This window comes from Streptomyces sp. NBC_00414 (assembly GCF_036038375.1).
Taxonomy (GTDB): domain Bacteria; phylum Actinomycetota; class Actinomycetes; order Streptomycetales; family Streptomycetaceae; genus Streptomyces.
On record NZ_CP107935.1, the window covers coordinates 6,120,035 to 6,146,818 of the forward strand.

Below are 26,784 nucleotides of genomic sequence, written 5' to 3' on the forward strand. Positions count from 1 at the left end.
AGGGCGCCGCGGCCGTACTGTTGTGTACGTAACCCCATAGGCAGAGAAGACGGAGAGCGCGGGCCCCCATGGTGCAGATCAAGACCCCCGAGCAGATCGCCAAGATGCGTGAGGCGGGCCTGGTCGTCGCCGCCGTCCACGCTGCGACGCGGGAAGCCGCGGTACCCGGTGCCACGACGCACGATCTCGACCAGGTCGCGCGCAAGGTGCTGGACGAGCACGGCGCGAAGTCGAACTTCCTGGGCTACGGCGGCTTCCCCGCCACGATCTGCACCTCGGTGAACGAGGTCGTCGTCCATGGCATCCCGACCGAGGACGTCGTCCTGAAGGACGGGGACATCATCTCGATCGACGCGGGCGCGATCATCGACGGCTGGCACGGGGACGCCGCGTACACGGCGTTCGTGGGTTCCGGTCACGCTCCGGAGCTGCTTGAACTGTCCCGGGTGACCGAGGAGTCGATGTGGGCCGGCATCGCGGCGATGAAGCTGGGGAACCGGCTCGTCGACGTCTCCCGGGCCATCGAGACGTACATCCGGCGTCAGCCGAAGCCCGGTGGGGGCAAGTACGGGATCGTCGAGGACTACGGCGGCCACGGCATCGGCACCGAGATGCACATGGATCCGCATCTGCTGAACTATGTCGAGCGGCGGCGGGGCAAGGGGCCGAAGCTGGTGGCCGGGTTCTGCCTGGCCATCGAGCCGATGGTTTCGCTGGGGACGCCTCGGACCGAGGTGCTCGCGGACGACTGGACCGTCATCACGACGGACGGTACGTGGTCCTCGCACTGGGAGCACTCTGTCGCTCTGACGGATGAGGGGCCTCTTGTGCTTACGTCTCCCGACGGGGGCGCGGCGAAGTTGGCCGAGTACGGGATCACCGCGGCGCCCGATCCTTTGGCGTAGGACGCCGGGCCCCTACCGGGGAGGGGTGCGCTCGGTGTGGCGGGCGGGTGTGGGTCGGTGAGGGCTGGTCGCGCCGTTCCCCGCGCCCCTGAAGACAAAAGATTGCGCCGTTCCCGCGCCCTGGAGGGGCTGCGGCCCTCCAAAGACATAAAGACTGCGCCGTTCCCCGCGCCCCTAGGAGGGCTGCGCCCCTCCGAAGGCAAAAGATTGCGCCGTTCCCCGCGCCCCTGGAAGGGCCGCGCCCCTGAAGACAAAGGACTGCGCCGTTCCCCGCGCCCCCTGGAGATGTGCCCCTGCGGGGCGTGTCCCGCTTAGGGATCTTCTTCGTGGGGCAGACTTCTCGATTCGTCTTTCCGAGGGCCCTGGCGTAGACTGACTCGTCGGCTCTCGTGCATCCGCATGTCTGCATACGGTAAGCACGGAGTCGATCAAGGTAGTCGATTCGAAGGGCGAAGCGTGGCCAAGAAGCAAGGTGCCATCGAGATCGAGGGCACTGTCGTCGAGTCTCTTCCGAACGCCATGTTCAAGGTTGAGCTCCAGAACGGCCACCAGGTTCTGGCACACATCAGCGGCAAGATGCGTATGCACTACATCCGCATCCTCCCTGACGACAGGGTCGTGGTGGAGTTGTCTCCGTACGACCTGACGCGTGGCCGGATCGTCTACCGGTACAAGTAGATCTTGCCTGTGCCCCGCTTCCGCGGGGTGGTGGCACTGACCCGGAGAACCTCACTAATGAAGGTCAAGCCGAGCGTCAAGAAGATCTGCGACAAGTGCAGGGTGATCCGCCGTCACGGCCGGGTCATGGTCATTTGCGAAAACCCGCGCCACAAGCAGCGCCAGGGCTGACGCACGACCAACCTTCTGCACCCGCAGAACTTCGCGCGACGCACGTACATGTTCATACGCAGAGCCCGGATCCACTGTTCACAGTGATCCGACACCCCCGGTCGGAGGCCGGGGACCCGATCCGTACCGAGTCTTCGCCCAAGAAGATGACGGCGGGCGGGAGCCGGTTCTGCGGAAGACCTCCGAACGACAACTGGAGCCATTGAATGGCACGCGTTTCCGGTGTTGACATCCCGCGCGAAAAGCGCGTGGAGGTTGCCCTCACCTACGTGTTCGGCATCGGCCGAACCCTCTCGCAGAAGACGCTGGCTGACACCGGCGTCAACCCCAACACTCGCGTTCGTGACCTCTCCGAGGAGGAGCTGGTCCGGATCCGCGAGTACGTGGACGGCAACTTCAAGACCGAGGGTGACCTCCGCCGTGAGGTTCAGGCCGACATCCGCCGCAAGGTCGAGATCGGCTGCTACCAGGGCCTGCGCCACCGTCGTGGCCTGCCCGTCCACGGCCAGCGCACCAGCACGAACGCGCGTACCCGCAAGGGCCCGCGTCGCGCGATCGCCGGCAAGAAGAAGCCGGGCAAGAAGTAGTCCTCAGCGGGACAACGCTTCATCAGCGGTCTTCGCTGTAGGACCGACCACCTCCCCGTAGGAGTTATAGATGCCCCCCAAGGGTCGTCAGGGCGCTGCCAAGAAGGTGCGCCGCAAGGAAAAGAAGAACGTCGCTCACGGCCACGCGCACATCAAGAGCACGTTCAACAACACCATCGTCTCGATCACGGACCCCTCGGGCAACGTGATCTCCTGGGCCTCCGCCGGCCACGTCGGCTTCAAGGGCTCGCGCAAGTCCACTCCCTTCGCCGCGCAGATGGCCGCCGAGTCGGCCGCCCGCCGCGCGCAGGAGCACGGCATGCGCAAGGTTGACGTCTTCGTCAAGGGTCCGGGCTCCGGCCGCGAGACCGCGATCCGCTCCCTCCAGGCCACCGGCCTTGAGGTCGGCTCGATCCAGGACGTGACGCCCACGCCGCACAACGGCTGCCGTCCGCCCAAGCGCCGTCGCGTCTGACGCACGGTTGTCTTAGTTTTTCCGGGGTTCGGGCGGTACGGCTCTTCGGAGGCGTGCCGCCCGTACCCTTGCAGAAGTAACACATCGGGCTACCGCCCGGTGGCAAGGGCATCAAATAGTGGGTGCCCCTGACTGAAGGATCGCAGCATGCTTATTGCTCAGCGTCCGTCGCTGACCGAAGAGGTCGTCGACGAATTCCGCTCCCGGTTCGTGATCGAGCCGCTGGAGCCGGGCTTCGGCTACACCCTCGGCAACTCCCTCCGTCGTACGCTCCTCTCCTCGATCCCCGGAGCCGCTGTCACCAGCATCCGGATCGACGGCGTCCTGCACGAGTTCACCACCGTGCCGGGTGTCAAGGAGGACGTCACCGACCTGATCCTCAACATCAAGCAGCTGGTCGTCTCCTCGGAGCACGACGAGCCCGTCGTGATGTACCTGCGCAAGCAGGGCCCGGGTCTGGTCACCGCCGCCGACATCGCGCCCCCGGCCGGTGTCGAGGTCCACAACCCCGACCTCGTCCTCGCCACGCTCAACGGCAAGGGCAAGCTGGAGATGGAGCTGACCGTCGAGCGCGGTCGCGGCTACGTCTCCGCCGTGCAGAACAAGCAGGTCGGTCAGGAGATCGGGCGCATCCCGGTCGACTCGATCTACTCGCCGGTTCTCAAGGTCACGTACAAGGTCGAGGCGACTCGTGTCGAGCAGCGCACCGACTTCGACAAGCTGATCGTCGATGTCGAGACCAAGCAGGCCATGCGTCCCCGTGACGCCATGGCGTCGGCCGGTAAGACCCTGGTCGAGCTGTTCGGTCTGGCGCGCGAGCTCAACATCGACGCCGAGGGCATCGACATGGGTCCGTCCCCGACGGACGCCGCCCTCGCCGCTGATCTCGCCCTGCCGATCGAGGAGCTTGAGCTCACCGTTCGGTCGTACAACTGCCTCAAGCGCGAGGGCATCCACTCCGTGGGTGAGCTCGTGGCGCGGTCCGAGGCGGACCTGCTCGACATCCGTAACTTCGGTGCGAAGTCCATCGACGAGGTCAAGGCCAAGCTCGCCGGCATGGGTCTCGCCCTGAAGGACTCGCCTCCCGGGTTCGACCCCACCGCTGCGGCTGACGCCTTCGGCGCGGACGACGACGCGGACGCGGGTTTCGTGGAGACCGAGCAGTACTGACCGCTCCGCGAGGAGGCCGGTTCCCTGACTGCGGGGCCGTCGTGGCCGGTCGCGCAGTTCCCCGCGCCCCTTCGGGGGCGTGGGTCCTCCGGGACTTGAGAAAGAGCCCCGGATCTTCGACAGGCGATCGCCTGCTCGGACACTGACCTCGGTACCTGATACGGCCGGGGCAGACACCTAGGAGAAACACCATGCCGAAGCCTGCCAAGGGTGCCCGTCTGGGCGGCAGCGCCGCGCACGAGAAGCTGCTCCTCGCGAACCTCGCGAAGTCGCTCTTCGAGCACGGCAAGATCACGACCACCGAGGCGAAGGCCCGCCGTCTGCGGCCCTACGCCGAGCGTCTGGTCACCAAGGCGAAGAAGGGCGACCTTCACAACCGCCGTCAGGTCCTGTCGGTCATCACGGACAAGAGCATCGTGCACACGCTCTTCACCGAGATCGGCCCGCGCTACGAGAACCGCCCGGGTGGCTACACCCGTATCACCAAGATCGGTAACCGTCGTGGCGACAACGCGCCCATGGCTGTCATCGAGCTGGTGGAGGCCCTGACCGTGGCCCAGCAGGCCACCGGTGAGGCCGAGGCGGCGACGAAGCGCTCCGCCAAGGAAGACACCCTGAAGAAGGACGACGCCCCCAAGAAGGACGAGGCCGCCGAGGCCAAGTCCGACGAGGTCGTCGAGGACGCCAAGCCGGCCGACGAGGCCGCCGAGGAGTCCAAGGACGCGTAAGCGTTCTGTCGGGAACTGTGCGTCGGCGGCTGCGGCGGTGTCGTGGCCGGGTGCGCAGTTCCCGCGCCCCTTTGGGGCTTTGGCGGGCCCGTTCCTTTTCAGGAGCGGGTCCGCTTTCGTGTTCCTGAAAGGATCTCTAGGTGAGTGACGAAGTAGCGCCCGGCCATGTCCGTGTCCGGTTGGACCTCTCGTACGACGGGAGTGAGTTCTCCGGATGGGCCAAGCAGGCCGGCGGGCGCAGGACCGTGCAGGGCGAGATCGAGGACGCGCTGCGGACCGTGACGCGGTCGGGTGAGGTGACGTACGAGCTGACCGTGGCCGGGCGCACCGACGCGGGGGTGCATGCCCGGGGGCAGGTGGCGCATGTCGATCTGCCCGAGGAGCTGTGGGCCGAGCACCGGGAGAAGCTGCTCAAGCGCATGGCCGGGCGGTTGCCGAAGGACGTGCGGGTGTGGGCGCTGACCGAGGCGCCGAGCGGGTTCAACGCACGGTTCTCGGCGATGTGGCGGCGGTACGCCTATCGCGTCACCGACAATCCCGGCGGGGTCGACCCGCTGTTGCGCAGCCATGTGCTGTGGCACGACTGGCCGCTCGACGTCGACGCCATGAACGAGGCGGCCCAGGGGCTGCTCGGCGAGTACGACTTCGCCGCCTACTGCAAGAAGCGGGAGGGCGCGACGACCATCCGTACGCTCCAGGAGCTTCGGCTGGTGCGGGGGAGCGACGGGGTGATCACCGCCACCGTGCGGGCGGACGCCTTCTGCCACAACATGGTGCGGTCGCTGATCGGGGCGCTGCTGTTCGTGGGGGACGGGCACCGGGGGGCCGACTGGCCGGCGAAGGTGCTGGCCGCGGGGGTGCGGGACTCCGCCGTGCACGTGGTGCGGCCGCACGGGCTGACCCTCGAAGAGGTCGGCTATCCGGCCGACGAGCTGCTGGCCGCGCGGAACAAGGAGGCGCGCAACCGGCGGACGCTGCCGGGCGCGGGGTGCTGCTGAACGCTGTTCACCAGCGAAAACCCCCTGGAGGGCGTTGCCCGCGGTGTACCGCGCGTGGCGCCCTTTATGGGCTTCGGCGAAATCCATATGTAACGTGGATCTTGCTGCCTTATATCGGACGTAAGGCGTCATGTCTGACTTACTTCCTCACGCGTATCTTACGCAGCTCATGAAACTCGGTTATGATTTCGCGGCCCGGCCAGTAGTTCGAATGGGGTGGCTGGGCAAGGGGCGGGGATCATCGGGCTGCTGCATGCCCGGGGGTGGGTTTTTTCATGACATCAGTAGGTCCTGTGCGGACCGGGGGGCGGCGCAGCACGCGCCAGACCGGGAGACGGAGGGCGGGGCGCGGCGGCCAGGCATCGCTTGGACTGCTGCCTCTGCCGCCGACGGAGAGGGAGAAGTACTCCTACGCCAGACGGCACCTGTGGATCCTCACGATCAGCTCGCTGGTCAGCTTCTGCTGCCTGATCATGAGCCAGTTCAAGCTCGCGCAGTCCACTCCCGTGCTGTGGATCTACACACCGCTGCTGGTCTTCACGGTGATCTACTACCTGATCTCGCTGCGGGTGAACGGATTCACCCGGGACTTCGACATCAAGCACCACCGGGCACTCGTGGCGAGCTGGCGGCCCGGGACCTACCCCTCCGTCGACGTCTTCCTGCCGGTGTGCGGCGAGCCCATCGAGGTCCTGCACAACACCTGGACCCATGTGCGGGCGATGGCCGACCGCTACCCCGGCGTCTGCGTGCCCTTCGTGCTCGACGACGGCGCCAGCGCCGACCTTGAGGCGATGGCCCACGACTTCGGCTTCCGTTACGGGACCCGGGAGAACCGCGGCTGGTTCAAGAAGGCCGGCAACATGCACTTCGGCTTCGAGCAGTCGGACGGGGAGTTCATCCTCATCCTCGACGCCGACTTCACGCCGCGCGCCGACCTGCTCGAAGAGATGCTGCCGTACATGGACGAGAACCCGAAGACCGGGATCGTCCAGTCGCCGCAGTACTTCCGTGTCCTCGACTCGCAGAACTGGATCGAGCGCGGCGCGGGCGCGGTGCAGGAGCTGTTCTACCGCTCCGTGCAGGTGTCCCGGCAGGGCAGCGACGGCGCCATCTGCGTCGGCTCGTGCGCCATCTACCGGCGGGCCGCCCTGGACGACAACGGCGGTACGACGCTGATCGAGCACTCCGAGGACGTCCACACCGGCTTCGACCTGCGCGGCCTCGGCTGGGACCTGCGGTACATCCCCGTCGCCGTGTCCACGGGTGTGTGCCCGGACAGCGCGGGCGCCTTCTTCAACCAGCAGTACCGCTGGTGCTCGGGCTCGATGAGCCTGATGGGCAGCAAGAAGTTCTGGCAGCGGAAGATCAAGTTCTCCAGCCGGCTCTGCTACATGTCGGGCTTCTTCTACTACATCCACACGGCGCTGTTCACCTTCGCGGCGCCCGTGATCCCCGTCGTGCTGCTGCTGATGATGCCGGACAAGCTGAAGGTCGAGCATCTGCTCCTGGTGCTGCCGAGCATCCTCTACACCACCATCATCTTCCCGATGTGGCACAAGGCCCCCTACCGCCTGGAGGCGTGGGCGGCCCGCATGATGTACGGCTGGGCGCACTTCTTCGCCATCTACGACATCCTGCGCAAGAACCGCATGGGCTGGCAGCCCACCGGATCCGCCGGCGCGAAGAAGAACAAGACCCGCCGGTTCTGGATCGGTATGTGGGTGTGGGGTGGCGGCACCGCCCTGATCTGGGTGGGCGCCGCGGTGTGGCGGCTGTTCACGATGAACGCCCCCGACTTCGCCCTCATCCTTTCCACCGGACTCTTCTACGCCCTGGTCGTGGGACGTGTCCTGGTGCAGCCCCGAGCGGAGAGCGCTGCCTGATGTTCCTGACACGTGTACGCACCACCGCGGCCGGCTGCGCGCTGGCCCTGTCCGCGCTGTTCACCCTGAGCGGCTGCTCCCTGCTGGACGACTCCGGCACGTCGGCCTCGTCCGAGGGCGGCGGCTCCGGAGGCTCGGGCGAGGACGCCCGGGGCGCGGACTCCGACATCCCCTACGACGTGACACCCCTGCTCAAGCCTGACAAGAAGTACTTCGGCGCGGCCGTCGACGGGGCCCCGAACTCGATGAAGGGCGTCGACACCTACACCGGGATGACCGGCAAGAAGCCGAACCTCGTCGAGTACTACGCGGCCTGGGGCGACGGCTTCGACGCCCAGGGCGTGCGCAACGCCTGGGGCGAGGGAGCCCTGACCCTGGTGTCCTGGGAGCCGTTCGACGTCACGCTCGCCGATATCGCGGCCGGCGACAAGGACGCGTATCTCAAGAAGTACGCGACGGCGGTGCGCAAGCTGAACCTGCCCGTCGTGATCTCCTTCGCCGACGAGATGAACGGCCACTGGGAGAAGTGGGGCACCAAGAACGTCACGCCCGAGCAGTACGTGGCCGCGTGGAAGCACATCCACGACACGTTCACGGACGCCGGTGCCTCCAACGTGATCTGGGCCTGGTCGCCGAACATCGTCAACCCGGTCAAGAGCGTCGAGCTGGAGCCGTACTACCCGGGCGACGGCTATGTCGACTGGGTGGGCGTGATCGGCTACTTCACGCTTGAGGAGGACAACGCCTACAAGAGCGTCTTCGGGCCGACGCTGGACGAGATCCGGACCTTCACCGAGAAGCCGACGCTCATCCTGGAGACGGCCGCCGAGCCGGGGGAGCGCCGCCGGGCCGACGTCCGCAACCTGTTCGCCGGGGTCGCGGCGGACGACGACATGCTCGGCTTCGTGTGGTTCGACCACAAGAAGCGGGCCGACTGGCGGCTGAAGGTCAGCCCGCTGGCCCTCAAGGAGTTCAAGCGACTGGCCGCCGACGACCTGTTCGGCTTCGACGTTCGGAAGCCGTGATGAATCGAAGCCAGAACCAGCATCCGCCGCAGCCCCAGGATCCGCACGGCCGGCCGCAGTACGGGGAGCAGCAGTACGGGAGCCGGCAGTACGGGGAGCAGCAGTACGGGGACCAGTTCGGCGACCCGTACGGGGATCCGTACGGCGAGGGCGACTCGGCCTCCTGGTTCAACTCCGACGGGCAGCCCGCGGGGGGCTACCCTCCGGAGCAGGGGCAGAGCCCGAGCCAGGGCTACGCCTACAGCACGCAGACGGCGTACCCGCAGCAGCAGGGGCACCACGAGCAGCGGTACGTGCCGGGCATTCCCGAGCAGCGGCAGCCCGAGGACCGGCCGACATACGCGTTCCACACCGTCGAGGAGACGCCCGCCGAGCCCTCGTACCACATACCCGTCACGCCCGAAGCGGGCTGGGACATGGCGGCCAGCCGGCGACGGGCCTGGGTCAGCCGGGCCGTGCTGCTGTGCATCCTGCTGATCCAGACGGTGCTGTCGCTGCGGCTGTCCAACACCGCGTTCCAGGACGAGGCGCTGTATCTGGCGGCCGGCCACGCTGAGCTCGACCACCTGCTCAACGGCACGCCGCTGCCCATCGACTACGCCGCGTACTTCTCGGGATCACCGCAGCTCTACCCGGTGCTCGCGGCACTGGTGGACGCCGAGTTCGGGCTCACCGGAGCGCGGGTGCTCAGCCTGGTCTTCATGCTCTTCACCACCGGGCTCCTGTACTCCTTCTCGCGGCGGATGTTCAACGAGCGGGCGGCGCTCGCGGCCGCCGCGCTGTTCTCGGTGGTCCAGTCGACCGTCGTCATGGGCTTCTTCGCCACCTACGACGCGGCTGCCGTGTTCCTGCTGGCCCTCGCCGTCTGGATCGTCGTCCGCACGAACCGGGCGCCCGCCTACGCGGTGCTGCTCGCCGCGCCCGTCGCGGTCCTCGCGGTCGGGGTGAAGTACGCGGCCGCGCTCTATCTGCCGACCATCGTCGTACTGGCGCTGCTGACCGCGTGGCCGCACCGCGGCGCCAAGTCGGCCGTCCTGCGGATGCTGCTGCTCGGTCTCGGCATGGGCGCGCTGGCCGCGGCGGGCATGTACACCACCGACCTGCTCGCGGGTATCCAGCAGACCACGACCAACCGTGAGCACGGCTCCGACAGTGCCGAGTTCCTGCTGCAGCGCTCGGTCGAGTGGGGCGGGCTGATGTTCCTGGCGGCGGTCGGCGGCGCGATCTCGTACGTCCGGCGCAGCCGGATGAACGAGTCGCCGCTGGCGCAGCGGCTCGGCAACCCCGGCTGGCGCTGGCGCGCCCTGATGGGGCTGCTCCTGTGCGGCACGGCCGTACTGGCCTCCGCGTACCAGATCCATCTGGGCACCGTGGTCTCGCTGTTCAAGCACGTCGGCTTCGGCCTGCTCTTCGCCGCCCCCATGGCCGGCGTCGGTGTGACCCGGCTCGTCGGCGCGCACTTCCGCTATCCGCAGCTCGGCATCATGCTGTGGACGGCCGTGCTGTGCCTGGGCATCTCACAGGCGGACTGGCGCTTCGGCGTCTGGCCGGACTCCTCGAAGATGATCCGGACGATCCAGTCGCACGTGAACTCCAAGGGGCACTACCTCAGTTCCACGCCCGAGGTGCCCGTCTACTACCTGCGCGACAAGACCGACCACAGTCAGTGGCAGAGCGTCTTCGGCATGGAGTACAAGGCCAAGAAGGGCAAGTACTACACCGGCGACGAGGCCTACCGCGCGGCGTTGCGCGACGGCGAGTTCGACCTGATCGTCCTCGACGGGATCACCAACCCGCGGGTCGACGACATCATCGCCGGGGCCGTCAAGGGCAACCCGCACTACCGGCTGCTGGCCGACATGCCATGGCGCAACTCCAGCGGCACGGGGACCTACCGCATCTGGATCAAGACGTCCTGAGCACGGTCCGTTCCCGCTCCCGTTCCTGTTCGCGTTCTCCTTCCCGTCGCTGAATCCACCAGCGGACTCCTCTGTACGAAAGGCAGTGCCATGCGGCTCACTGTCATCGGCACCGGCTATCTCGGTGCCACCCACGCCGCCTGTATGGCGGAGCTCGGGCACGAGGTGCTCGGGGTCGACGTCGATCCGGACAAGGTCGCCGCGCTGCGGGCGGGACGGGTGCCGTTCCACGAACCGGTGCTCCCGGAGCTGCTCGCCAAGCACACCGCGAGCGGGCGGCTGCGGTTCACCACGTCCTACGAGGAGGCCGCGGCCTTCGGCGAGGTGCACTTCCTCTGCGTGGGCACCCCGCAGCGGGGGGACTCCGAGGGCGCCGACCTGCGATACGTGGACTCGGCGTTCGAGTCGATGGCCCGGTACGCGAGCGAGGGCGCGCTCCTGGTGGGCAAGTCGACCGTGCCCGTGGGCACCGCCCAGCGGCTCGCGGACACCCACACCGCCGTGGAGATCGCCTGGAACCCCGAGTTCCTGCGCGAGGGCTTCGCCGTCGAGGACACCCTGCGCCCCGACCGGCTGGTCCTCGGGGTCGGATCGCAGCGCGCCGAAACGTTGCTGCGCGAGGTCTACGCGCCCGTCATCGGCGCGGGGACTCCGGTGGTCACCGCCGACTTCCCGACCGCCGAGCTGGTCAAGACGGCCGCGAACGCCTTCCTCGCCACCAAGATCTCGTTCATCAACGCCATGGCGGAGATGTGCGAGGCCACCGGCGGCGATGTCTCCGTACTGGCGGAGGCGATCGGCCACGACGACCGCATCGGGAAGAAGTTCCTGCGGGCCGGCGTCGGCTTCGGCGGTGGCTGCCTGCCCAAGGACATCCGGGCCTTCGCGCACCGCGCCGACGAGCTGGGGGTGTCCCTGGCCTTCCTGCGCGAGGTCGACGCGATCAACATGCGGCGTCGCGACCGGGTGGTCGAGCTGTCCCGTGAGCTGTGCGGGGGCGCGGTTCTCGGGGCGCGGATCGCGGTGCTCGGAGCGGCCTTCAAGCCGGACTCCGACGACATCCGTGACTCGCCCGCGCTGAACGTGGCCGCGCGGCTGCGGCTCGACGGCGCCGACGTCACGGTCTACGACCCGGAGGCGATGGACAACGCCCGCAAGGCGTTCCCGCTGCTCGGGTACGCGCTGTCGGCCGAGGACGCGCTGCGGGGGGCGGACCTCGTGCTGCACCTGACCGAATGGCCGCAGTTCCGCGAGCTCGCTCCCGAGCGGGCCCGCGCATTGGTCGCCCGTCCACGGATCGTGGACGGCAGGGGGACGCTCGACGGGGCCACGTGGGCCGCGGCGGGCTGGCAGTTCCGGGCGCTGGGTAGACCCGCGCCGGGTGGGGAGGGGTAAGGACATGACGTACGAGACATTCGACGACGTGGGTGTCACGATCGTGATGCCCACGTACAACGAGGCCGCCAATCTGCCGAGAATGGCCGAGGCGGTGCTTCAACTGCCGCTGAACGGGCTGCACTTGAAGGTGGTGGACGACTCCAGTCCGGACGGTACGGGACGGATCGCCGAGGAGCTGGCGGAGAAGTACAACGCGGACGGGCGGCGCCGGATGAGCGTGCTGCACCGGACGGAGAAGGACGGCCTCGGGCGGGCGTACGTCGCGGGCATGACCGCCGCGGTCGACGAGGGCGCGGAGTACGTGGTGCAGATGGACGCCGACGGCAGCCATCCCGTGGAGGCGGTGCCCCGGATGCTCGGGACCGCCGTGGCCTCGGGGGTCGGGCTGGTCATCGGGAGCCGGTACGTCGAGGGGGGCTCGCTCGACGAGGAGTGGGGTGCGCACCGGGTGCTGCTGTCGCGGTTCGCGAACCGGTATGCGCGGACCGTGCTCGGCACGAAGATCCGGGACATCACGGCGGGGTTCAACCTGTGGTCCGCGCGGACTCTGGAGGACGTGGACCTGCGGTCGCTGGACAGTGCCGGGTACAGCTTCCAGGTCGAGCTGAAGTACAAGGCCGTTCGGGCGGGGCACAGTGCGGTGGAGATTCCTATTCGGTTCGAGGAGCGGACCGAAGGGGTTTCGAAGATGACTCTTCGTACGCAGTGGGAGTCGGCGTTGGTGCCGGTTCGGTTGCGCCTCAAGCGCAACTGACGTTCTTTTGGGGGCGGGGGCGGGTGCGGGTGCGTTGTGGCTGGTTGCGCCGTTCCCCGCGCCCCTGAAGGCGAAAAGATTGCGCCGTTCCCCGCGCCCCTAAAAGCTAAAAGACTGCGCCGTTCCCCGCGCCCCTAAAAGCCAAAAGCCAAAAGCTAAAAGATTGCGCCGTTCCCCGCGCCCCTGGAAAGCACCCGTGCCCCCCGAAAGGGCTACTGGTTGGCTGCGGCTGATGCCTGGGCTTCGCCTCTGCGGCGGATCTGGCGGAAGGTGAATTCGGCCAGGTCGTCGCCGGTGGTGAAGACCTTGGCGTCCTTCTCCGTCACGTCCTTGCCGTTGGTGAAGCCGGCGACTGTGAAGTAGGCGTAGCGGCCGTACGAGTTGGTCGTCGAGCGGCAGATCGCCGAGCGGCAGAAGACGGGGACGCCCTCACCGGAGAGGGACTGGACGACGCTCCGCTTGTCGGCGTCGGTCTTCGCCCTGAGCGCCTTGGCCTCGTTGTCGAAGACGGCCACACCGACCGTCACCGCCACGCCGTCCTTCGAGTACGTGACGCGCATGAGGCGGGTGCAGTCGTTCTTGGTGAGGACCGCGCCGAGCGTGCCCTGGGCGGCCGACGCGCAGTTCTTCGTGGACGCCATCGCGCCCTTCTTGTAGACGGTCTCGCCCATCGTCAGCTGCGTGCCCGGGAAGAGGATGTCCGGCGCGAGCGCCGCGGTGTCCTTCTTCACATCGGATATGAAGTCCTTGGGGTCCAGCGGCGGTGGCGCCGAGGTCGCCTCGAACGACGGGCCGGTACCGGCGGTGTCCGACGGGATGTCCGCGGAGGAGGGCAGCTCGGAGGCAGGCCTGTTCGCGGCCTTCTCCTCGCCGTCCGCCGAGACCACGGCCACCGCGACGGCCGCGCCCACGGCGATGGTGGCCAGGGCGCCGCCGCCGACCAGCAGCCATCTGCGGCGCCGGTTGCGCGTTTCGGACGCCTCGGCCAGCGCCGCCCAGTCCGGAGACTGCCTGCTCCACTGCGGCGGCTGAGAACCCGATCCCCCGGAACCCCACTGGGGTCCCCCCTGCCCAAAGCTCATGGGCCGCATCTTAGACGGGACAAGGGGCCCGGGGATCCGCCGGTCCGTCTCCCGCAGCACTCGAAGCCCTGATGTGTCAAGCGCAATGATGCCAAACGGGGCATCTGAGGGCGGGCCGGACGGCATCCGGGGGCGGATCGGAGGCCTCGGCCCGGGTGATCCGGGCGCCGCGTGCCCGTGCCGGGATACCCTGAAACCCGGTGAGCGCCTGCCTGCGGGCACGCGTTTTGACCCGTACGGGCCACCGAAGGTATTCTTGCGGTTCGTTATGTGTATTGGCTTGCTCATTCTCACGTGAGGGGCCCTTACACCGGTCCACCGGGCCGATGACCAGCGGCAGGACTCGGTTGCGTCCCGAGGTCCGCCAGGGCTGTCGTACATCGTCCGTGGTGGCCCATTGTCAGGACCCACTCACTGAAGAAGCGAAGGCATGACCGTGCGTACGTTCAGCCCCAAGCCCGGCGACATCACTCGCCAGTGGTACGTCATCGACGCCCAGGATGTCGTCCTGGGTCGTCTGGCCACCACTGCCGCGAACATCCTGCGGGGCAAGCACAAGCCGATTTACGCCCCCCACGTCGATGCCGGTGACTTCGTCATCATCATCAACGCTGACAAGGTGCACCTCTCCGGCAACAAGAAGACCCAGAAGATGGCGTACCGCCACTCCGGTTACCCGGGTGGTCTGCGCTCCGTCCGTTACGACGAGCTTCTGGCGAAGAACCCCGAGAAGGCCGTCGAGAAGGCCATCAAGGGCATGATCCCCAAGAACACCCTGGGCCGTCAGGTGCTCTCGAAGCTGAAGGTCTACTCGGGCGACCAGCACCCGCACGCTGCACAGCAGCCGGTGCCGTTCGAGATCACCCAGGTCGCGCAGTAGTTCCGGCCACCACCCCCCTAAGACTGAACAGAATCTGAGGAGAATCGTGGCCGAGACCACCGTTGAGCAGCCGGTCGAAGAGACCGAGGCTGTCGACATCGAGAGCTACACCACCGAGTCCGAGGCGCCCGTAGTCGAGGGCGAGTACACCTCGGAGTCGCTCGCGGGCCGCTTCGGCGACCCGCAGCCGGCCGCCGGCCTGGGCCGTCGCAAGAACGCCATCGCCCGCGTCCGGATCGTCCCGGGCACCGGCAAGTGGAAGATCAACGGTCGCACCCTTGAGGACTACTTCCCCAACAAGGTGCACCAGCAGGAAGTCAACGAGCCCTTCAAGGTGCTTGAGCTCGACGACCGCTACGACGTTGTCGCCCGCATCTCGGGTGGCGGCGTGTCCGGTCAGGCCGGTGCCCTGCGCCTCGGCGTGGCCCGCGCCCTGAACGAGGCGGACGTGGACAACAACCGCGGCGCCCTGAAGAAGGCCGGCTTCCTCAAGCGCGACGACCGTGCGGTCGAGCGCAAGAAGGCCGGTCTCAAGAAGGCCCGTAAGGCCCCGCAGTACAGCAAGCGCTAAATATCGCTCGCTGTTCTGTACGAATCGCCCCGGCGGCACGTTCTGTGTCGTCGGGGCGTTCGTTTACCACGATCCGTGGCACAACCTGTCGTGGCGCCCGTGTGTCACAGGTTGTGGGCACACGTGGTGACACAGGTTGTGCGGCATTGGTGGTGTGCCGCAGGTTGGGGGCCACGGGTCGGGGCACCGGTTGTGTGTCACAGCCGTGTACCGCGGCCTTCCGGCCACAGCCTCGGGACAGGCCTGGGAGATATACAGGCCCGGGGGATATACCTGGCATGGGGTCGGAGCCGGACCCGCACAATTCTGACCCGCACATTCTGAGCCGCACATTCTCATCAAAGCCTGATCAAAGCCTGAGCAAGTTCGGAGGACACCAGTGGGACGACTCTTCGGGACGGACGGCGTACGTGGTGTCGCCAACGCGGATCTGACGGCAGAGCTCACGCTCGGCCTCTCCGTGGCGGCGGCGCACGTACTGGCCGAAGCGGGAACCTTCGAGGGCCACCGGCCGACGGCGGTGGTCGGACGGGACCCGCGTGCGTCCGGGGAGTTCCTGGAGGCCGCCGTGGTGGCGGGCCTCGCCAGCGCCGGCGTGGACGTGCTGCTCGTCGGCGTCCTGCCGACCCCCGCGGTGGCGTATCTCACCGGCGCCCTCGGCGCCGACCTCGGCGTGATGCTCTCCGCGAGCCACAACGCCATGCCGGACAACGGCGTCAAGTTCTTCGCCCGCGGCGGGCACAAGCTCGCCGACGAGCTGGAGGACCGGATCGAGGCCGTCTACGAGGAGCACCGCACCGGCGCTCCCTGGGACCGGCCGACCGGCGCGGGTGTCGGACGCATCCGCTCGTACGAGGAGGGCTTCGAGAAGTACGTCGCCCATCTCCTCGCTGCCGTCCCGAACCGGCTGGAAGGCCTGAAGGTCGTCCTCGACGAGGCGCACGGCGCGGCCCACCGGGTCTCGCCCGAGGTCTTCACCCGCGCGGGCGCCGAGATCGTCACGATCGGCGCCGAGCCCGACGGCCTCAACATCAACGACGGCTGCGGCTCCACCCACCTCGGCCTGCTGAAGGCCGCCGTCATCGAGCACGGCGCCGACCTCGGCATCGCGCACGACGGTGACGCCGACCGCTGCCTCGCCGTGGACCACACCGGCGCGGAGGTCGACGGGGACCAGATCCTGGCCGTGCTCGCCCTCGCCATGCGGGAGCGATCGGAGCTGCGGTCGGACACCGTTGTCGCCACGGTCATGTCGAACCTCGGGTTCAAGCTGGCCATGGAGCGCGAAGGGGTGTCCCTCGTACAGACCGGGGTCGGTGACCGGTATGTGCTGGAGGAGATGAAGCGGCACGACTACGCGCTCGGCGGCGAGCAGTCGGGACACGTGATCATCACGGACCACGCGACCACGGGTGACGGGACGCTGACCGGGCTGCTGCTCGCGGCGCGGGTCGCGCAGACCGGGCGTACGCTGCGGGATCTGGCGTCCGTGATGGAGCGGTTGCCGCAGGTGCTCATCAACGTGCCCGATGTCGATCGGTCGCGGGTGTCGACGTCCGCGGAGCTGGCTTCCGCGGTGGCCGAGGCGGAGCGGGAGCTCGGGGCCACCGGGCGGGTGTTGTTGCGGCCGTCCGGGACCGAGCCGCTCGTACGGGTCATGGTCGAGGCCGCTGATATCGATCAGGCCCGGTCTGTTGCGGGGCGGCTTGCTGATGCGGTGAAGTCCGCGCTCGGGTGAACCGGGGTTCTTCTTGAACTGGGGTTCCGAGTACGGGGTGCGTCCTGGGGCTCGGTGTGGGGTGCGGGTGCGTTGTGGTTGGTCGCGCCGTTCCCCGCGCCCCTGGGGGGCTGCGCCCCCTGAAGGTGGCTGTGCGCCCTGAGGGCAAAAGATTGCGCCGTTCCCCGCGCCCCTGATGGGGGCTGTGCCTCCTCGGGGCGAAGGATTGCGCCGTTCCCCGTGCCCCTGTGGAGATTCCAGGCAGAAAAACTGTGTGGGGTGTCGAATTTGGGGTGGGGCGGGCGACGTATGGGTGTGAGGACTTCTTCCGTGTGAGAGGTGTCGGCCATGCCCAAGGTTCGTGTGCACAACGTGACGGTCTCCCTCGACGGCTTCGCGGCCGGGGAGAACCAGCGACTGGACGCCCCGTTCGGCGACGGCGTCGGCTGGGGGGACGAGCTGCACAGCTGGTTCGTCTCCGCGACGGAGGACTCCGCCGCGGGGAAGACCGGCATCGACGTCGAGTACTTCGCCCGCGGCGATCAGAACATCGGTGCCACCATCATGGGGCGGAACATGTTCGGGCCGCAGCGCGGGCCCTGGGAGGACGAGTCCTGGAAGGGCTGGTGGGGCGACAACCCGCCCTACCACCACGACGTCTTCGTCCACACCCACCATCCGCGCCCGGCGCTGGAGATGGCCGGCGGGACGACCTTCCGCTTCACGGACGAGCCGCCCCGGGCGGTGCTCCGGCGCGCGTTCGACGCCGCGGACGGCAAGGACGTCCGGATCGGCGGCGGCCCGGCGGTCATCCGGCAGTATCTGCGCGCCGGACTGATCGACGAGATGCACCTGGTGATCGCGCCGATGCTCATCGGGCGCGGGGAGCGCCTGCTCGACAACCTGGGTGACGCGATCGACGGCTACCGCGTGTCCGAGCTGATCGGCTCGGCGACCGTCACCCACGCACTGCTGGTCCGCCGCTGACGCGCGCTCAGCGGCGGCGCCACAGCCACTTCTGGGCCAGGAGGGTCAGGGTGCCCGCCAGGACGATGCCCAGGAGGTTCAGCAGGAGCTGGTTCGTCGAGCCGATGGTCTGGGTGGTGTCTCCGTAGCTGAGGGCCACCGCCGCGTTGGCGGCTGCCGGGACCGTGGTGACGGAGATGGCCACGCCCACCAGGAGGCCCGACTTGGCCGAGGTCAGGGAGAGCGTGCCGGCTATGCCCGCGAGGACCGCCACGACGAACGAGAACGCGTCGGGCGCGTAGACGAAGGCCGTGTTGGGCCGGTCGCCCTCCAGCATGTCCTCGGTGAACAGGCCCAGGCCGTCCATCAGCAGACTGAAGAGCACGGTGACGGCCATCGCCACGGCGAAGCCCACCAGCAGAGCGGTGAGCGAGCGCAGGGCCAGGCGCGGGCGGCGCTGGACCACGGCCGTGCTGAACCCCGCCAGGGGGCCGAACTCCGGGCCCACCGCCATCGCGCCCACGATCAGGATCGCGTTGTCGAGGACCACACCGCAGGCCGCGATCATCGTGGCGAGCGTGATGAAGGCCAGGTAGGTGACCGAGAGCGTCGACTCCTCGTGCGTGGCCTCCGTCAGCTGCTCCCACAGGACGGCGTCCACGCCTTCTCCGGGGGCGTCGTCCTCGGCCTTGTCGGCGCGCTTCGACAGCGACAGGTCGATGTCCTCGACGGCGATCGACCCGCTCCGGTCGATCTCCAGTTCGCGCAGCCCGCTGATCAGTTCGTCGCCCGCCTCGCGCGCCACGTCGACCATCACGATGTCGCCGACGGGGTTGCGGGCGGCGCCCGGTACGACCGCCAGGTGGGTCGTACCGACGGTCTCCTCGATCAGCCGGATCACGGCGTCGGTCCGGTCGGAGGGGGTGATCAGGCGCAGGTGCAGCATGGGGGCAGGGTAGCCGCACCGAACGGCGGCCCGGCGGCGGCCCGGCAGCGGCCCGGCAGGGGTCAGAGCTTGCGCAGGCTGAGCTTCTGGACCTTGTGGTCCTGGCCCTTGCGGACGACGAGGGTGGCGCGGCCGCGGGTCGGGGCCACGTTCTCCAGGAGGTTGACCTTGTTGACGGTCCGCCAGGTCGTCCGGGCGTAGTCGAGCGCCTCCTCCTCGGAGACCTGCGTGTACTTGCGGAAGTACGAGGACGGGTTCTGGAACGCCGTCTCGCGCAGCCGGCGGAAACGGTTCAGGTACCAGCGCTCGATGTCCTCGGCGCGGGCGTCCACGTACACGCTGAAGTCGAAGTAGTCGGCGAGGCCGACGCGGGTGCGGCCGTCCTTGCCGGGCAGGGCGGGCTGCAGGACGTTCAGGCCCTCGACGATCAGGATGTCCGGGCGGCGGACGGTGAGCCGCTCGTCCGGGACGATGTCGTAGATGAGGTGGGAGTAGACCGGGGCCGTCACCTCGTCCTTGCCCGCTTTGATGTCGGCTACGAACCGGGTCAGCGCCCGGCGGTCGTACGACTCCGGGAAACCCTTCCTGGACATCAGACCGCGGGCCTGGAGTTCCTTCGTCGGCAGCAGGAAGCCGTCCGTGGTGACCCGCTCGACGCGCGGATGCTCCGGCCAGCGGGACAGCAGGGCCTGCAGCAGGCGGGCGACGGTGGACTTGCCGACGGCGACCGAGCCCGCCACGCCTATCACGAACGGCGTACCGGACTGTGAGCCCTTCTCGCCGAGGAAGGTGTTGAGGGCGCCGCGCAGGCCGTCGGTCGCGCCGACGTAGAGGTTGAGGAGCCGGGACAGCGGCAGATAGATGTCCCGTACCTCGTCGAGGTCGATGACATCGCCGAGACCGCGCAGTCTCTCCACCTCCTCCGCGGTCAGCGGGAGGGGCGTCTTCTCACGCAGCGCGCTCCACTGCGCGCGGGTGAGGTCGACGTAGGGAGTCGCCTCCGGCCTGGGCCGGTGGGCGCTCCGCGGCAACGAGGAGACCGATGAGATCACAGTCCATTGTTACGGGAGTTTGAACGAACCGTCGGGTGTGGTCCGTCACGTGGGTCCTCCCACGGGTCTGTTCCGTCCGCGTTCCACCCGCGTCCGAACCCTGGACCGCCGGGTCGTACGGGCATAGCGTGCCGCCCACCCGGGAGCGAGCCGCCTTCCGGGACGCCGGTGGTGGGGATGGTCGTCGTGACCGTACGTTTCCGAGTGCGTGGCTTTGGCGGGGGAAGAACCGGGCGCAGGTCCGGAGGCGGATCCGGGGGCGGATCCGGACACGGTACGGCCGACATGGCGGGCCGGGTGTGCAGCGAACTGGCGCTCGACCTGCCCGACGAGGACCTGGGGGAGTACCTCTACGACTGCATCGACCTCTACCGGATGGGCAGCAAACCGCGCTGCGAGGAGGTCGAGTACCTGGGGATGGTCCAGGAGGCGATCGACCGTATCGAGCGCGGCGAGTAGGGGCCGGCCGGTGCGAGTGGCGCGGGCCGGGGAATTTCCGATATCGGGCACGCGGTGCCTGGGTGGGGCGGGCGTCGGCATCTAGGCTGCCGCCATGTGCGGAATCGTGGGATACGTGGGGTCGCAGTCGGCGCTCGATGTGGTGGTTGCCGGACTGAAACGGCTGGAGTACCGGGGTTACGACTCGGCGGGCGTGGCGGTGCTCGCGGACGGCGGGATGGCCGCCGCGAAGAAGGCCGGCAAGCTCGCCAACCTGGAGAAGGAACTGGTCGAGCGGCCGTTGCCGACCGGGTCCACGGGCATCGGCCACACGCGCTGGGCCACGCACGGCGGGCCGACGGACACGAACGCACATCCGCATCTCGACAACGCCGGACGGGTCGCGGTCGTCCACAACGGCATCATCGAGAACTTCGCCGAGCTGCGGGCCGAGCTGGCCGAGCGCGGGCACTCGCTGACCTCCGAGACCGACACCGAGGTCGTCGCGCATCTGCTCGCCGAGGAGTTCTCCGCGTGCGCCGACCTCGCCGAGTCCATGCGGCTGGTGTGCCGGCGGCTCGAAGGGGCCTTCACCCTGGTGGCCGCGCACGCCGACGAGCCGGACGTGGTCGTGGGGGCCCGGCGGAACTCGCCCCTCGTCGTGGGGGTGGGTGAGGGTGAGGCCTTCCTCGCCTCGGACGTCGCCGCGTTCATCGCGCACACGCGGTCCGCGATCGAGCTGGGGCAGGACCAGGTGGTCGAGCTGCGGCGCGACGCGGTCGTCGTCACCGGGTTCGACGGGCTGTCCGCCGAGGTGCGGCCTTACCACGTCGACTGGGACGTGTCCGCGGCGGAGAAGGGCGGCTACGACTACTTCATGCTCAAGGAGATCGCCGAGCAGCCGAAGGCGGTCGCCGACACGCTGCTCGGCCGCGTCGACGCGAGCGGTTCGCTGACGCTCGACGAGGTACGGATCCCGCCCGGGGCGCTGCGGGAGGTCGACAAGGTCGTGGTGGTGGCGTGCGGGACGGCGTTCCACGCCGGGCTGATCGCCAAGTACGCCATCGAGCACTGGACCCGGATCCCGTGCGAGGTGGAGCTGGCGAGCGAGTTCCGGTACCGGGACCCGATCCTGGACTCGCGGACGCTGGTGATCGCCATCTCGCAGTCCGGGGAGACCATGGACACGCTGATGGCCCTGCGGCACGCCCGGGAACAGGGCGCCAGGGTACTGGCCGTGTGCAACACGAACGGCTCGACGATCCCCCGCGAGTCGGACGCGGTGCTCTACACGCACGCGGGGCCGGAGGTCGCGGTCGCCTCCACGAAGGCGTTCCTGACCCAGCTGGTGGCCTGCTACCTCGTGGCGCTGTACCTGGGCCAGGTCCGCGGGACGAAGTGGGGCGACGAGATCCGGGCGGTCGTGCGCGACCTGTCCCGGATCTCCGAGGAGGTCGAACGGGTCCTGGAGACGATGGAGCCGGTACGGGAACTCGCGCGGTCGTTGGCCGACAAGAACACGGTGTTGTTCCTGGGCCGGCACGTGGGCTACCCGGTCGCCCTTGAGGGCGCGCTGAAGCTCAAGGAACTCGCCTACATGCATGCCGAGGGCTTCGCGGCAGGCGAGCTGAAGCATGGGCCGATCGCCCTGATCGAGGAGGACCTGCCGGTGGTCGTGGTGGTGCCGTCGCCGAAGGGGCGTTCGGTGCTGCACGACAAGATCGTCTCCAACATCCAGGAGATCCGGGCGCGGGGTGCGCGGACGATCGTGATCGCGGAGGAGGGGGACGAGACGGTGGTCCCCTACGCGGACCACCTGATCCGCATCCCGGCGACGCCGGTGTTGCTGCAGCCGCTCGTCGCGACGGTCCCGCTGCAGGTCTTCGCCTGCGAGTTGGCTACCGCCCGGGGCAACGAGGTGGATCAGCCGCGCAACTTGGCGAAGTCCGTGACGGTGGAGTGACTTTTCAGGGCTTCCACGAAGGGCGCGAAGGCTCCGGCCGGGAAGGTGAGGGTGGCCCTGGCCGGGGTCTTGGAGTCGCGGACGGCTGTGTGGGTGGGGGAGGTTGCGATCTCCACGCAGCTGTTGCCGTCACCCTCGCCTGAGTAGGAGGACTTCCGCCACTTGTCGAAGGTGGTCATGGGCGCCTCACAGCTCCTTCGCCAGGTCGTGGATGAGGTCGCGCGACTGTTCGGGGTCGAGCGATACAGCTTTCATCCTACGGAAGCTCGTTCGATAGATGTTGAGTTGAGCTTCGGAATCGACGAAGACCGTGCCGTGGGGTGCGTCGCGCACCACCGTGTCCAGCTTGGGCAGCGGGCCACCGGCGTACGTCATGGTGCCCGAGGCTTTGGCGAAACCGTCCAGGTCGAAGGGGATGACTCGAAGGACGAGATGCTCCGCTTCCGAAAGTTCGAGGAGGCGCACGAGTTGAGCCCGGGAGGCAGCACGGTCGCTGACCCTCATGCGTAGCGCCGCCTCGTGGATCACGACTTCGTGCGGGATGGTGTTCTTCTGTCGTGCTGAACGGTGGTTGACGCGCAACTCAAGTTCGTCTTGGGAGAGTTCCGGCAACCTGGCGGAGAATACGGCGCGGGCGTAGTCCTCTGTCTGTAGCCGTCCCGGCACATAGAGGATCGCTACGTCGTGCAGGAATGCGGCGTGGTGTTCCAGCTCGGCGAGGTCGAGGAACGACGTGGGCAGTAGCTCTCTGTACTCCTCCCACCAACCGCGTGTCCGGTCCGTGGCCATCGCGACCAGGGCGTCGATGAACTCGGTGTCCGTGCATGCGTAGTGGGACGCGAGGCGCCGGAGCCGTTTCTCGCTCACTCCTGACGTGCCCAGCTCGATCTGGCTGATCTGGACAGAGTTCACGCCGAGCAGTGCCGCTGCCTCGCGTGCGCTGAGTCCCGCTGCCTCGCGGAGTCTTCGCAGCTCAACCGCCAGGCGTAGCTGTCGTGCTGTCGGCTCGCGCCCTGTGCCCATCGACTGCTCCTTGGTTCAACGCGCGTGCCGTCGCAACTCGTTCGGAGTCAGATTACGCGATCCAGTTGCAAAACCTTAAATCTAAGAACTACCTTCAGTGACGCGACGCATACTCTGCGGCACGCCGGGACCTCGGAAGCGCACCGCACCGTCCTGCCATGACGGTTGCGGCATGCCACTGCCCGCACTCCGCAACTCCCCATGAACCGAACGGAGTTCACGCATGCCTGAAAGCGAATCCTGGGAGTACTCCCTCTACGTCCCCAACGACCTCCGTGCCGTCACCGTCAGCCGCCGCACCCTCCGGCTGATCCTCACCATGCACGGCCTGATCCGTCACGTCGACGTCGCCGAACTCCTCGCCACGGAGCTGATCTCCAACGCCGTACGCCACACGAAAGGGCCCGCGGCCCTGCGCGTGCGGTGGTCGGCCGGGGTGCTGCGGATCGGCGCCTGGGACGCGGACCCCGGCCCGCCGGAACCGCCCTGCCTGGTGGGCGACCTGCTGGACCTCTCGGAGGAGGGACGCGGGCTCGCCCTGGTCAAGTCATGCGCCGACACATGGGGCTGGCATCCGCTGACCAGCAACGGCAACGGCGGCAAGTACGTGTGGTGCGAGCTGGCCTCGACGGCGTGAACGTTTCATCGCCGCTCCGTGGCACACGCCCGTGGTCCGCAGGGCAGCGCCATACTGAAGGCGATCGCCCGAGCCGTTCAGGAACTCCACCAGACGGACCCCGTAACCGCCGGGTACTTCGCCGAGTTCCTGGACATCACCCTGGGGAACTCCCCAGCCGGAGATCAATGGAGGACAGACACGTCGTTCGTCAGCTACTTCCCGGGCCGGGGAACCGTCCGTGAGACGGCCTACCTGGTCGAGTATCTGTTTGCCGAGGAGCCGAGCCCGTAGGCGCCGGGCGGGCCATAGGGTGCCCTGATGAGCATTATCGGGGTCGGTATTGATGTGGCCGAGATCGAGCGGTTCGCCGCGTCGTTGGAGCGGACGCCGGGGATGGCCGAGCGGCTGTTCCTGGAGAGCGAGTTGCTGTTGCCCGGCGGGGAGCGGCGCGGGGTCGCCTCTCTTGCCGCTCGCTTCGCTGCGAAGGAGGCGCTTGCCAAGGCGTTGGGGGCGCCGGGGGGGCTGCGGTGGAGTGATGCCGAGGTCTATGTCGAGGAGAGTGGGCAGCCTCGGCTTCGGGTCACGGGGACGGTTGCCGCGCGGGCGGCGGAGCTTGGGGTTGTGTCCTGGCATGTTTCGCTCAGCCATGACGCGGGGGTCGCCTCGGCGGTGGTGGTGGCGGAGGGGTAGCCGCTCCGCGGGGTGGGGGGCGTGGGCTGCGGGTGGGGTGTGGCTGGTTGCGCAGTTCCCCGCGCCCCTTAAAAGATTGCGCCGTTCCCCGCGCCCCTAAAGGACTGCGCCGTTCCCCGCGCCCCTGAAAGGCGAAAAGATTGCGCCGTTCCCCGCGCCCCTGAGGGCGAAAGATTGCGCCGTTCCCCGCGCCCCAAAAAAGGCACTACATGCCGCTCAAGGCCGCCATCAGGGCCGCTACGGACAGCAGCGTGGCGGTGGCGTACGCGGCGGCTGCCGTCAGCAGCGCTTGTGTGCCTGTCAGGCGTCTGCGTGTCAGTAGGTACACCGCCAGGCCGATCGTGAAGCCGAGCAGTGCGTGGAAGAGCGTCAGCAGCCAGCCGGTGGCCACGGCCACCACCGCGCAGCCGGCGGCCAGCAGCGCTCCCGCCGGGGTGAGGTCGAGTCGGGCAAGCGGGTACGTCACAGCACCGGCGACCAGCGCTATGGCCGCGGTGACCGTGGCAATGATGAGGAAATCGCTCATGGCGCGCCTCCACTCGGTGTCGACACCGAATGAGATGAGTTCCGGAGGCGTGGGGTTGCGCGGCCGGCCTCGTGCAACCCGCTGCCGACATGCGGCCCGTGAGGGAGACTCGGACCCATGCGTACTGCTTACAGCGTGGAGACGGTCAGGGCCGCCGAGCAGGAGCTGATGGCGCGGCTTCCGGACGGGGCGTTGATGCAGCGGGCCGTGGCCGGGCTCACCGCCGCCTGCGCCGAGTTGCTCGGGCGGGTCTACGGCACCCGGATCGTGCTGCTCGTCGGCAGCGGGGACAACGGCGGCGACGCCCTGTACGCCGGTGCCCGGCTGGCGAAGCGTGGCGCCGGGGTCACAGCCGTGCTGATCGCCCCCGACCGCGCCCATCCCGGCGGTCTCGCCGCCCTGCGGCGCGCCGGCGGACAGGTGGTCAAGGGGGCGGAAGCGGCCGAGGAACCGCTCCGGCGCGCCGATCTCGTCGTCGACGGGATCGTCGGGATCGGCGGGAAAGGGGGGCTCCGCCCCGACGCCGCCCCCCTCCTCGACGTGATGGGCGAGATCCGCGCCCCCGTCGTCGCCGTCGACCTGCCCAGCGGCGTCGACGCCGACACCGGCGAGGTGCACGGAGCCGCCGTACGCGCCGATCTGACCGTCACCTTCGGAACGCACAAGCCGGGTCTCCTCGTCGATCCGGCACGGGAGTACGCCGGATCCGTACGGCTCGTCGACATCGGGCTCGCGCTGCCCGGTGACGCGGAGCTGGAGGCGCTGCAGCATGCCGACGTGGCCGCGCTGCTGCCCGTGCCCGGCACCGGGAGCGACAAGTACCGGCGAGGGGTCGTGGGGATCGCCGCCGGGTCCTCCCGCTATCCGGGCGCGGCCGTACTGGCCGTATCCGGCGCCCTGCGGGGCGGCGCCGGCGCCGTACGGTACGTCGGGCCCGCCGGGGACGCGGTGATCGCACGGTTCCCGGAGACGCTGGTGTCCACGGGGTCGCCCGAGCAGGCCGGGCGCGTACAGGCGTGGGTCGTGGGGCCCGGCGCCGGGGACGACGGCGGTGTCGTGGCGGCCGTACTCAGGGCGGAGGTGCCCGTACTCATCGACGCCGACGGGCTGCGGCTCGCCGACCGTGACGCCGTACGGGCCCGGCGGGCGCCCACCCTGCTCACCCCGCACGCCGGAGAGGCCGCCGCGCTGCTCGGCGTCCCGCGCGAGGAGGTCGAGGGGGCACGGCTCACGTCCGTACGAGAGCTTGCCGAGCGGTACGGCGCGACCGTGCTGTTGAAGGGGTCCACGACGCTCATCGCCTCCCCCGGCGGCGGGGCCGTCCGGGTGAACTCCACCGGGACCGGCTGGCTGGCCACCGCGGGCAGCGGGGACGTGCTGTCCGGGCTGACCGGGTCGCTGCTCGCCGCCGGACTCGACGCGCCGGACGCCGGCAGCGTGGGCGCGTACCTCCACGGACTGGCCGGGCGGCTCGCGGCGGACGGCGCGCCCGTGGGAGCGCACGACGTGGCCGAGGCGGTGCGCGAGGCCTGGCGCGACGTCATGGACTGAGGGCACAACGGAACTGAGGGCACAACGGGCGACCCTGCCGCGCGGCTGACCACGGCTCGGTGCCCT

At 68.7% G+C, this 26,784-nt stretch carries 29 protein-coding genes; 23 read left to right on the plus strand and 6 right to left on the minus strand.

Translation table 11 applies throughout. The features are described 5' to 3' along the window. The first annotated feature begins 68 nt into the window (after positions 1 to 68). From map to OHS59_RS26780, 13 genes are all read left to right on the plus strand, one after another. Positions 69 to 905, plus strand: a complete 837-nt coding sequence (gene map / locus OHS59_RS26720) for a type I methionyl aminopeptidase (RefSeq protein ID WP_328495911.1) — start codon at positions 69 to 71, stop codon at positions 903 to 905. Positions 906 to 1,361: 456 nt separating this feature from the next. Beyond that, on the plus strand, positions 1,362 to 1,583 hold the full coding sequence (infA, locus tag OHS59_RS26725; protein WP_003948620.1) for a translation initiation factor IF-1: 222 nt from the start codon (positions 1,362 to 1,364) through the stop codon (positions 1,581 to 1,583). Between the two features lie 57 nt (positions 1,584 to 1,640). Continuing rightward, a complete protein-coding gene (gene rpmJ, locus OHS59_RS26730; RefSeq protein ID WP_003998809.1) occupies positions 1,641 to 1,754 on the plus strand; it encodes a 50S ribosomal protein L36 in 114 nt (37 codons plus the stop codon). Positions 1,755 to 1,960: 206 nt separating this feature from the next. Beyond that, positions 1,961 to 2,341, plus strand: a complete 381-nt coding sequence (rpsM, locus tag OHS59_RS26735; RefSeq protein WP_328495912.1) for a 30S ribosomal protein S13 — start codon at positions 1,961 to 1,963, stop codon at positions 2,339 to 2,341. A 70-nt stretch (positions 2,342 to 2,411) separates the two neighbouring features. After that, the gene (gene rpsK / locus OHS59_RS26740) at positions 2,412 to 2,816 is read left to right on the plus strand and encodes a 30S ribosomal protein S11 (RefSeq protein ID WP_003956432.1); all 405 of its coding nucleotides are present in this window, start codon (positions 2,412 to 2,414) and stop codon (positions 2,814 to 2,816) included. A gap of 147 nt (positions 2,817 to 2,963) precedes the next feature. Beyond that, complete coding sequence (locus OHS59_RS26745; RefSeq protein WP_003966937.1) at positions 2,964 to 3,986, plus strand: DNA-directed RNA polymerase subunit alpha; 1,023 nt, start codon at positions 2,964 to 2,966, stop codon at positions 3,984 to 3,986. 191 nt (positions 3,987 to 4,177) lie between these two features. Then, positions 4,178 to 4,714 carry a 50S ribosomal protein L17 gene (gene rplQ, locus OHS59_RS26750; protein ID WP_328495913.1) on the plus strand — a complete coding sequence of 179 codons (537 nt, stop codon included), beginning with the start codon at positions 4,178 to 4,180 and terminating at the stop codon, positions 4,712 to 4,714. A gap of 140 nt (positions 4,715 to 4,854) precedes the next feature. After that, the gene (gene truA / locus OHS59_RS26755; protein ID WP_328495914.1) at positions 4,855 to 5,712 is read left to right on the plus strand and encodes a tRNA pseudouridine(38-40) synthase TruA; all 858 of its coding nucleotides are present in this window, start codon (positions 4,855 to 4,857) and stop codon (positions 5,710 to 5,712) included. A 470-nt stretch (positions 5,713 to 6,182) separates the two neighbouring features. Further along, complete coding sequence (locus OHS59_RS26760; RefSeq protein ID WP_328499368.1) at positions 6,183 to 7,598, plus strand: glycosyltransferase family 2 protein; 1,416 nt, start codon at positions 6,183 to 6,185, stop codon at positions 7,596 to 7,598. After that, positions 7,598 to 8,623: a glycoside hydrolase family 26 protein gene (locus OHS59_RS26765; RefSeq protein WP_328495915.1), complete on the plus strand. Its 1,026-nt coding sequence runs from the start codon at positions 7,598 to 7,600 to the stop codon at positions 8,621 to 8,623. The genes OHS59_RS26760 and OHS59_RS26765 overlap by 1 nt, the downstream gene beginning before the upstream one ends. Further along, a complete protein-coding gene (locus OHS59_RS26770; RefSeq protein ID WP_328495916.1) occupies positions 8,623 to 10,542 on the plus strand; it encodes a glycosyltransferase family 39 protein in 1,920 nt (639 codons plus the stop codon). The genes OHS59_RS26765 and OHS59_RS26770 overlap by 1 nt, the downstream gene beginning before the upstream one ends. 90 nt (positions 10,543 to 10,632) lie before the next feature. After that, entirely contained in the window at positions 10,633 to 11,937 is a 1,305-nt protein-coding gene (locus tag OHS59_RS26775; RefSeq protein ID WP_328495917.1) for a UDP-glucose dehydrogenase family protein, read from the plus strand. Positions 11,938 to 11,941: 4 nt separating this feature from the next. Then, entirely contained in the window at positions 11,942 to 12,694 is a 753-nt protein-coding gene (locus OHS59_RS26780) for a polyprenol monophosphomannose synthase (RefSeq protein ID WP_328495918.1), read from the plus strand. A gap of 212 nt (positions 12,695 to 12,906) precedes the next feature. Here OHS59_RS26780 and OHS59_RS26785 read toward each other — a convergent pair whose 3' ends face one another. Continuing rightward, the gene (locus tag OHS59_RS26785) at positions 12,907 to 13,776 is read right to left on the minus strand and encodes a hypothetical protein (protein WP_328495919.1); all 870 of its coding nucleotides are present in this window, start codon (positions 13,774 to 13,776) and stop codon (positions 12,907 to 12,909) included. A gap of 436 nt (positions 13,777 to 14,212) precedes the next feature. Between OHS59_RS26785 and rplM the strand changes: the two genes are divergently transcribed. The 4 genes from rplM (at position 14,213) to OHS59_RS26805 (ending at position 17,931) form a co-directional block, all read left to right on the plus strand. Next, positions 14,213 to 14,656: a 50S ribosomal protein L13 gene (gene rplM, locus OHS59_RS26790; protein WP_055523593.1), complete on the plus strand. Its 444-nt coding sequence runs from the start codon at positions 14,213 to 14,215 to the stop codon at positions 14,654 to 14,656. A 46-nt stretch (positions 14,657 to 14,702) separates the two neighbouring features. Further along, on the plus strand, positions 14,703 to 15,227 hold the full coding sequence (gene rpsI, locus OHS59_RS26795) for a 30S ribosomal protein S9 (RefSeq protein WP_189776136.1): 525 nt from the start codon (positions 14,703 to 14,705) through the stop codon (positions 15,225 to 15,227). Positions 15,228 to 15,606: 379 nt separating this feature from the next. After that, on the plus strand, positions 15,607 to 16,965 hold the full coding sequence (gene glmM, locus OHS59_RS26800; RefSeq protein WP_328495920.1) for a phosphoglucosamine mutase: 1,359 nt from the start codon (positions 15,607 to 15,609) through the stop codon (positions 16,963 to 16,965). 327 nt (positions 16,966 to 17,292) lie between these two features. After that, positions 17,293 to 17,931 (plus strand): dihydrofolate reductase family protein, encoded by a 639-nt coding sequence (locus OHS59_RS26805; RefSeq protein WP_328495921.1) that lies wholly within the window; start codon positions 17,293 to 17,295, stop codon positions 17,929 to 17,931. Between the two features lie 7 nt (positions 17,932 to 17,938). Here OHS59_RS26805 and OHS59_RS26810 read toward each other — a convergent pair whose 3' ends face one another. Together OHS59_RS26810 and coaA are read right to left on the minus strand one after the other, a co-directional pair. After that, positions 17,939 to 18,856 (minus strand): DUF389 domain-containing protein, encoded by a 918-nt coding sequence (locus OHS59_RS26810; RefSeq protein WP_328495922.1) that lies wholly within the window; start codon positions 18,854 to 18,856, stop codon positions 17,939 to 17,941. A 62-nt stretch (positions 18,857 to 18,918) separates the two neighbouring features. Further along, on the minus strand, positions 18,919 to 19,908 hold the full coding sequence (gene coaA, locus OHS59_RS26815) for a type I pantothenate kinase (protein ID WP_328495923.1): 990 nt from the start codon (positions 19,906 to 19,908) through the stop codon (positions 18,919 to 18,921). A 285-nt stretch (positions 19,909 to 20,193) separates the two neighbouring features. Between coaA and OHS59_RS26820 the strand changes: the two genes are divergently transcribed. Both OHS59_RS26820 and glmS read left to right on the plus strand, forming a co-directional pair. Next, positions 20,194 to 20,367 (plus strand): hypothetical protein, encoded by a 174-nt coding sequence (locus OHS59_RS26820; protein ID WP_328495924.1) that lies wholly within the window; start codon positions 20,194 to 20,196, stop codon positions 20,365 to 20,367. A gap of 94 nt (positions 20,368 to 20,461) precedes the next feature. Beyond that, entirely contained in the window at positions 20,462 to 22,309 is a 1,848-nt protein-coding gene (gene glmS, locus OHS59_RS26825; protein WP_328495925.1) for a glutamine--fructose-6-phosphate transaminase (isomerizing), read from the plus strand. Here glmS and OHS59_RS26830 read toward each other — a convergent pair. Beyond that, complete coding sequence (locus OHS59_RS26830; protein ID WP_328495926.1) at positions 22,270 to 22,488, minus strand: DUF397 domain-containing protein; 219 nt, start codon at positions 22,486 to 22,488, stop codon at positions 22,270 to 22,272. The genes glmS and OHS59_RS26830 overlap by 40 nt on opposite strands. A gap of 7 nt (positions 22,489 to 22,495) precedes the next feature. Further along, a complete protein-coding gene (locus OHS59_RS26835) occupies positions 22,496 to 23,332 on the minus strand; it encodes a helix-turn-helix domain-containing protein (RefSeq protein ID WP_328495927.1) in 837 nt (278 codons plus the stop codon). A gap of 223 nt (positions 23,333 to 23,555) precedes the next feature. On the opposite strand from OHS59_RS26835, the gene OHS59_RS26840 reads away from it, so the two are divergent. Genes OHS59_RS26840 through OHS59_RS26850 form a run of 3 tightly spaced genes read left to right on the plus strand, consistent with a single transcriptional unit; the run spans position 23,556 to position 24,641 of the window. Beyond that, on the plus strand, positions 23,556 to 23,969 hold the full coding sequence (locus tag OHS59_RS26840; RefSeq protein WP_328495928.1) for an ATP-binding protein: 414 nt from the start codon (positions 23,556 to 23,558) through the stop codon (positions 23,967 to 23,969). Between the two features lie 18 nt (positions 23,970 to 23,987). Further along, entirely contained in the window at positions 23,988 to 24,242 is a 255-nt protein-coding gene (locus OHS59_RS26845; RefSeq protein WP_328495929.1) for a hypothetical protein, read from the plus strand. A 27-nt stretch (positions 24,243 to 24,269) separates the two neighbouring features. Further along, a complete protein-coding gene (locus OHS59_RS26850) occupies positions 24,270 to 24,641 on the plus strand; it encodes a holo-ACP synthase (RefSeq protein WP_328495930.1) in 372 nt (123 codons plus the stop codon). A gap of 205 nt (positions 24,642 to 24,846) precedes the next feature. On the opposite strand, the gene OHS59_RS26855 is transcribed toward OHS59_RS26850, so the two are convergent. After that, positions 24,847 to 25,167: a hypothetical protein gene (locus OHS59_RS26855; RefSeq protein ID WP_328495931.1), complete on the minus strand. Its 321-nt coding sequence runs from the start codon at positions 25,165 to 25,167 to the stop codon at positions 24,847 to 24,849. A gap of 117 nt (positions 25,168 to 25,284) precedes the next feature. Here OHS59_RS26855 and OHS59_RS26860 point away from each other — a divergent pair, with 117 nt between their 5' ends. After that, positions 25,285 to 26,718: an NAD(P)H-hydrate dehydratase gene (locus tag OHS59_RS26860; RefSeq protein ID WP_328495932.1), complete on the plus strand. Its 1,434-nt coding sequence runs from the start codon at positions 25,285 to 25,287 to the stop codon at positions 26,716 to 26,718. The last annotated feature ends 66 nt before the right edge of the window (positions 26,719 to 26,784 follow it).

Excerpts from the sequence above, each read along its gene's own strand:
- map (WP_328495911.1), top strand. The coding sequence starts at position 69 with ATGGTGCAGATCAAGACCCCCGAGCAGATCGCCAAGATGCGTGAGGCG.
- rpmJ (WP_003998809.1), top strand. The coding sequence starts at position 1,641 with ATGAAGGTCAAGCCGAGCGTCAAGAAGATCTGCGACAAGTGCAGGGTG.
- rpsM (WP_328495912.1), top strand. The coding sequence starts at position 1,961 with ATGGCACGCGTTTCCGGTGTTGACATCCCGCGCGAAAAGCGCGTGGAG.
- rpsK (WP_003956432.1), top strand. The coding sequence starts at position 2,412 with ATGCCCCCCAAGGGTCGTCAGGGCGCTGCCAAGAAGGTGCGCCGCAAG.
- OHS59_RS26745 (WP_003966937.1), top strand. The coding sequence starts at position 2,964 with ATGCTTATTGCTCAGCGTCCGTCGCTGACCGAAGAGGTCGTCGACGAA.
- rplQ (WP_328495913.1), top strand. The coding sequence starts at position 4,178 with ATGCCGAAGCCTGCCAAGGGTGCCCGTCTGGGCGGCAGCGCCGCGCAC.
- OHS59_RS26765 (WP_328495915.1), top strand. The coding sequence starts at position 7,598 with ATGTTCCTGACACGTGTACGCACCACCGCGGCCGGCTGCGCGCTGGCC.
- OHS59_RS26770 (WP_328495916.1), top strand. The coding sequence starts at position 8,623 with ATGAATCGAAGCCAGAACCAGCATCCGCCGCAGCCCCAGGATCCGCAC.
- OHS59_RS26775 (WP_328495917.1), top strand. The coding sequence starts at position 10,633 with ATGCGGCTCACTGTCATCGGCACCGGCTATCTCGGTGCCACCCACGCC.
- OHS59_RS26780 (WP_328495918.1), top strand. The coding sequence starts at position 11,942 with ATGACGTACGAGACATTCGACGACGTGGGTGTCACGATCGTGATGCCC.
- OHS59_RS26785 (WP_328495919.1), bottom strand. The coding sequence starts at position 13,776 with ATGAGCTTTGGGCAGGGGGGACCCCAGTGGGGTTCCGGGGGATCGGGT.
- OHS59_RS26805 (WP_328495921.1), top strand. The coding sequence starts at position 17,293 with ATGCCCAAGGTTCGTGTGCACAACGTGACGGTCTCCCTCGACGGCTTC.
- OHS59_RS26810 (WP_328495922.1), bottom strand. The coding sequence starts at position 18,856 with ATGCTGCACCTGCGCCTGATCACCCCCTCCGACCGGACCGACGCCGTG.
- OHS59_RS26820 (WP_328495924.1), top strand. The coding sequence starts at position 20,194 with ATGGCGGGCCGGGTGTGCAGCGAACTGGCGCTCGACCTGCCCGACGAG.
- glmS (WP_328495925.1), top strand. The coding sequence starts at position 20,462 with ATGTGCGGAATCGTGGGATACGTGGGGTCGCAGTCGGCGCTCGATGTG.
- OHS59_RS26830 (WP_328495926.1), bottom strand. The coding sequence starts at position 22,488 with ATGACCACCTTCGACAAGTGGCGGAAGTCCTCCTACTCAGGCGAGGGT.
- OHS59_RS26835 (WP_328495927.1), bottom strand. The coding sequence starts at position 23,332 with ATGGGCACAGGGCGCGAGCCGACAGCACGACAGCTACGCCTGGCGGTT.
- OHS59_RS26840 (WP_328495928.1), top strand. The coding sequence starts at position 23,556 with ATGCCTGAAAGCGAATCCTGGGAGTACTCCCTCTACGTCCCCAACGAC.
- OHS59_RS26850 (WP_328495930.1), top strand. The coding sequence starts at position 24,270 with ATGAGCATTATCGGGGTCGGTATTGATGTGGCCGAGATCGAGCGGTTC.
- OHS59_RS26855 (WP_328495931.1), bottom strand. The coding sequence starts at position 25,167 with ATGAGCGATTTCCTCATCATTGCCACGGTCACCGCGGCCATAGCGCTG.
- OHS59_RS26860 (WP_328495932.1), top strand. The coding sequence starts at position 25,285 with ATGCGTACTGCTTACAGCGTGGAGACGGTCAGGGCCGCCGAGCAGGAG.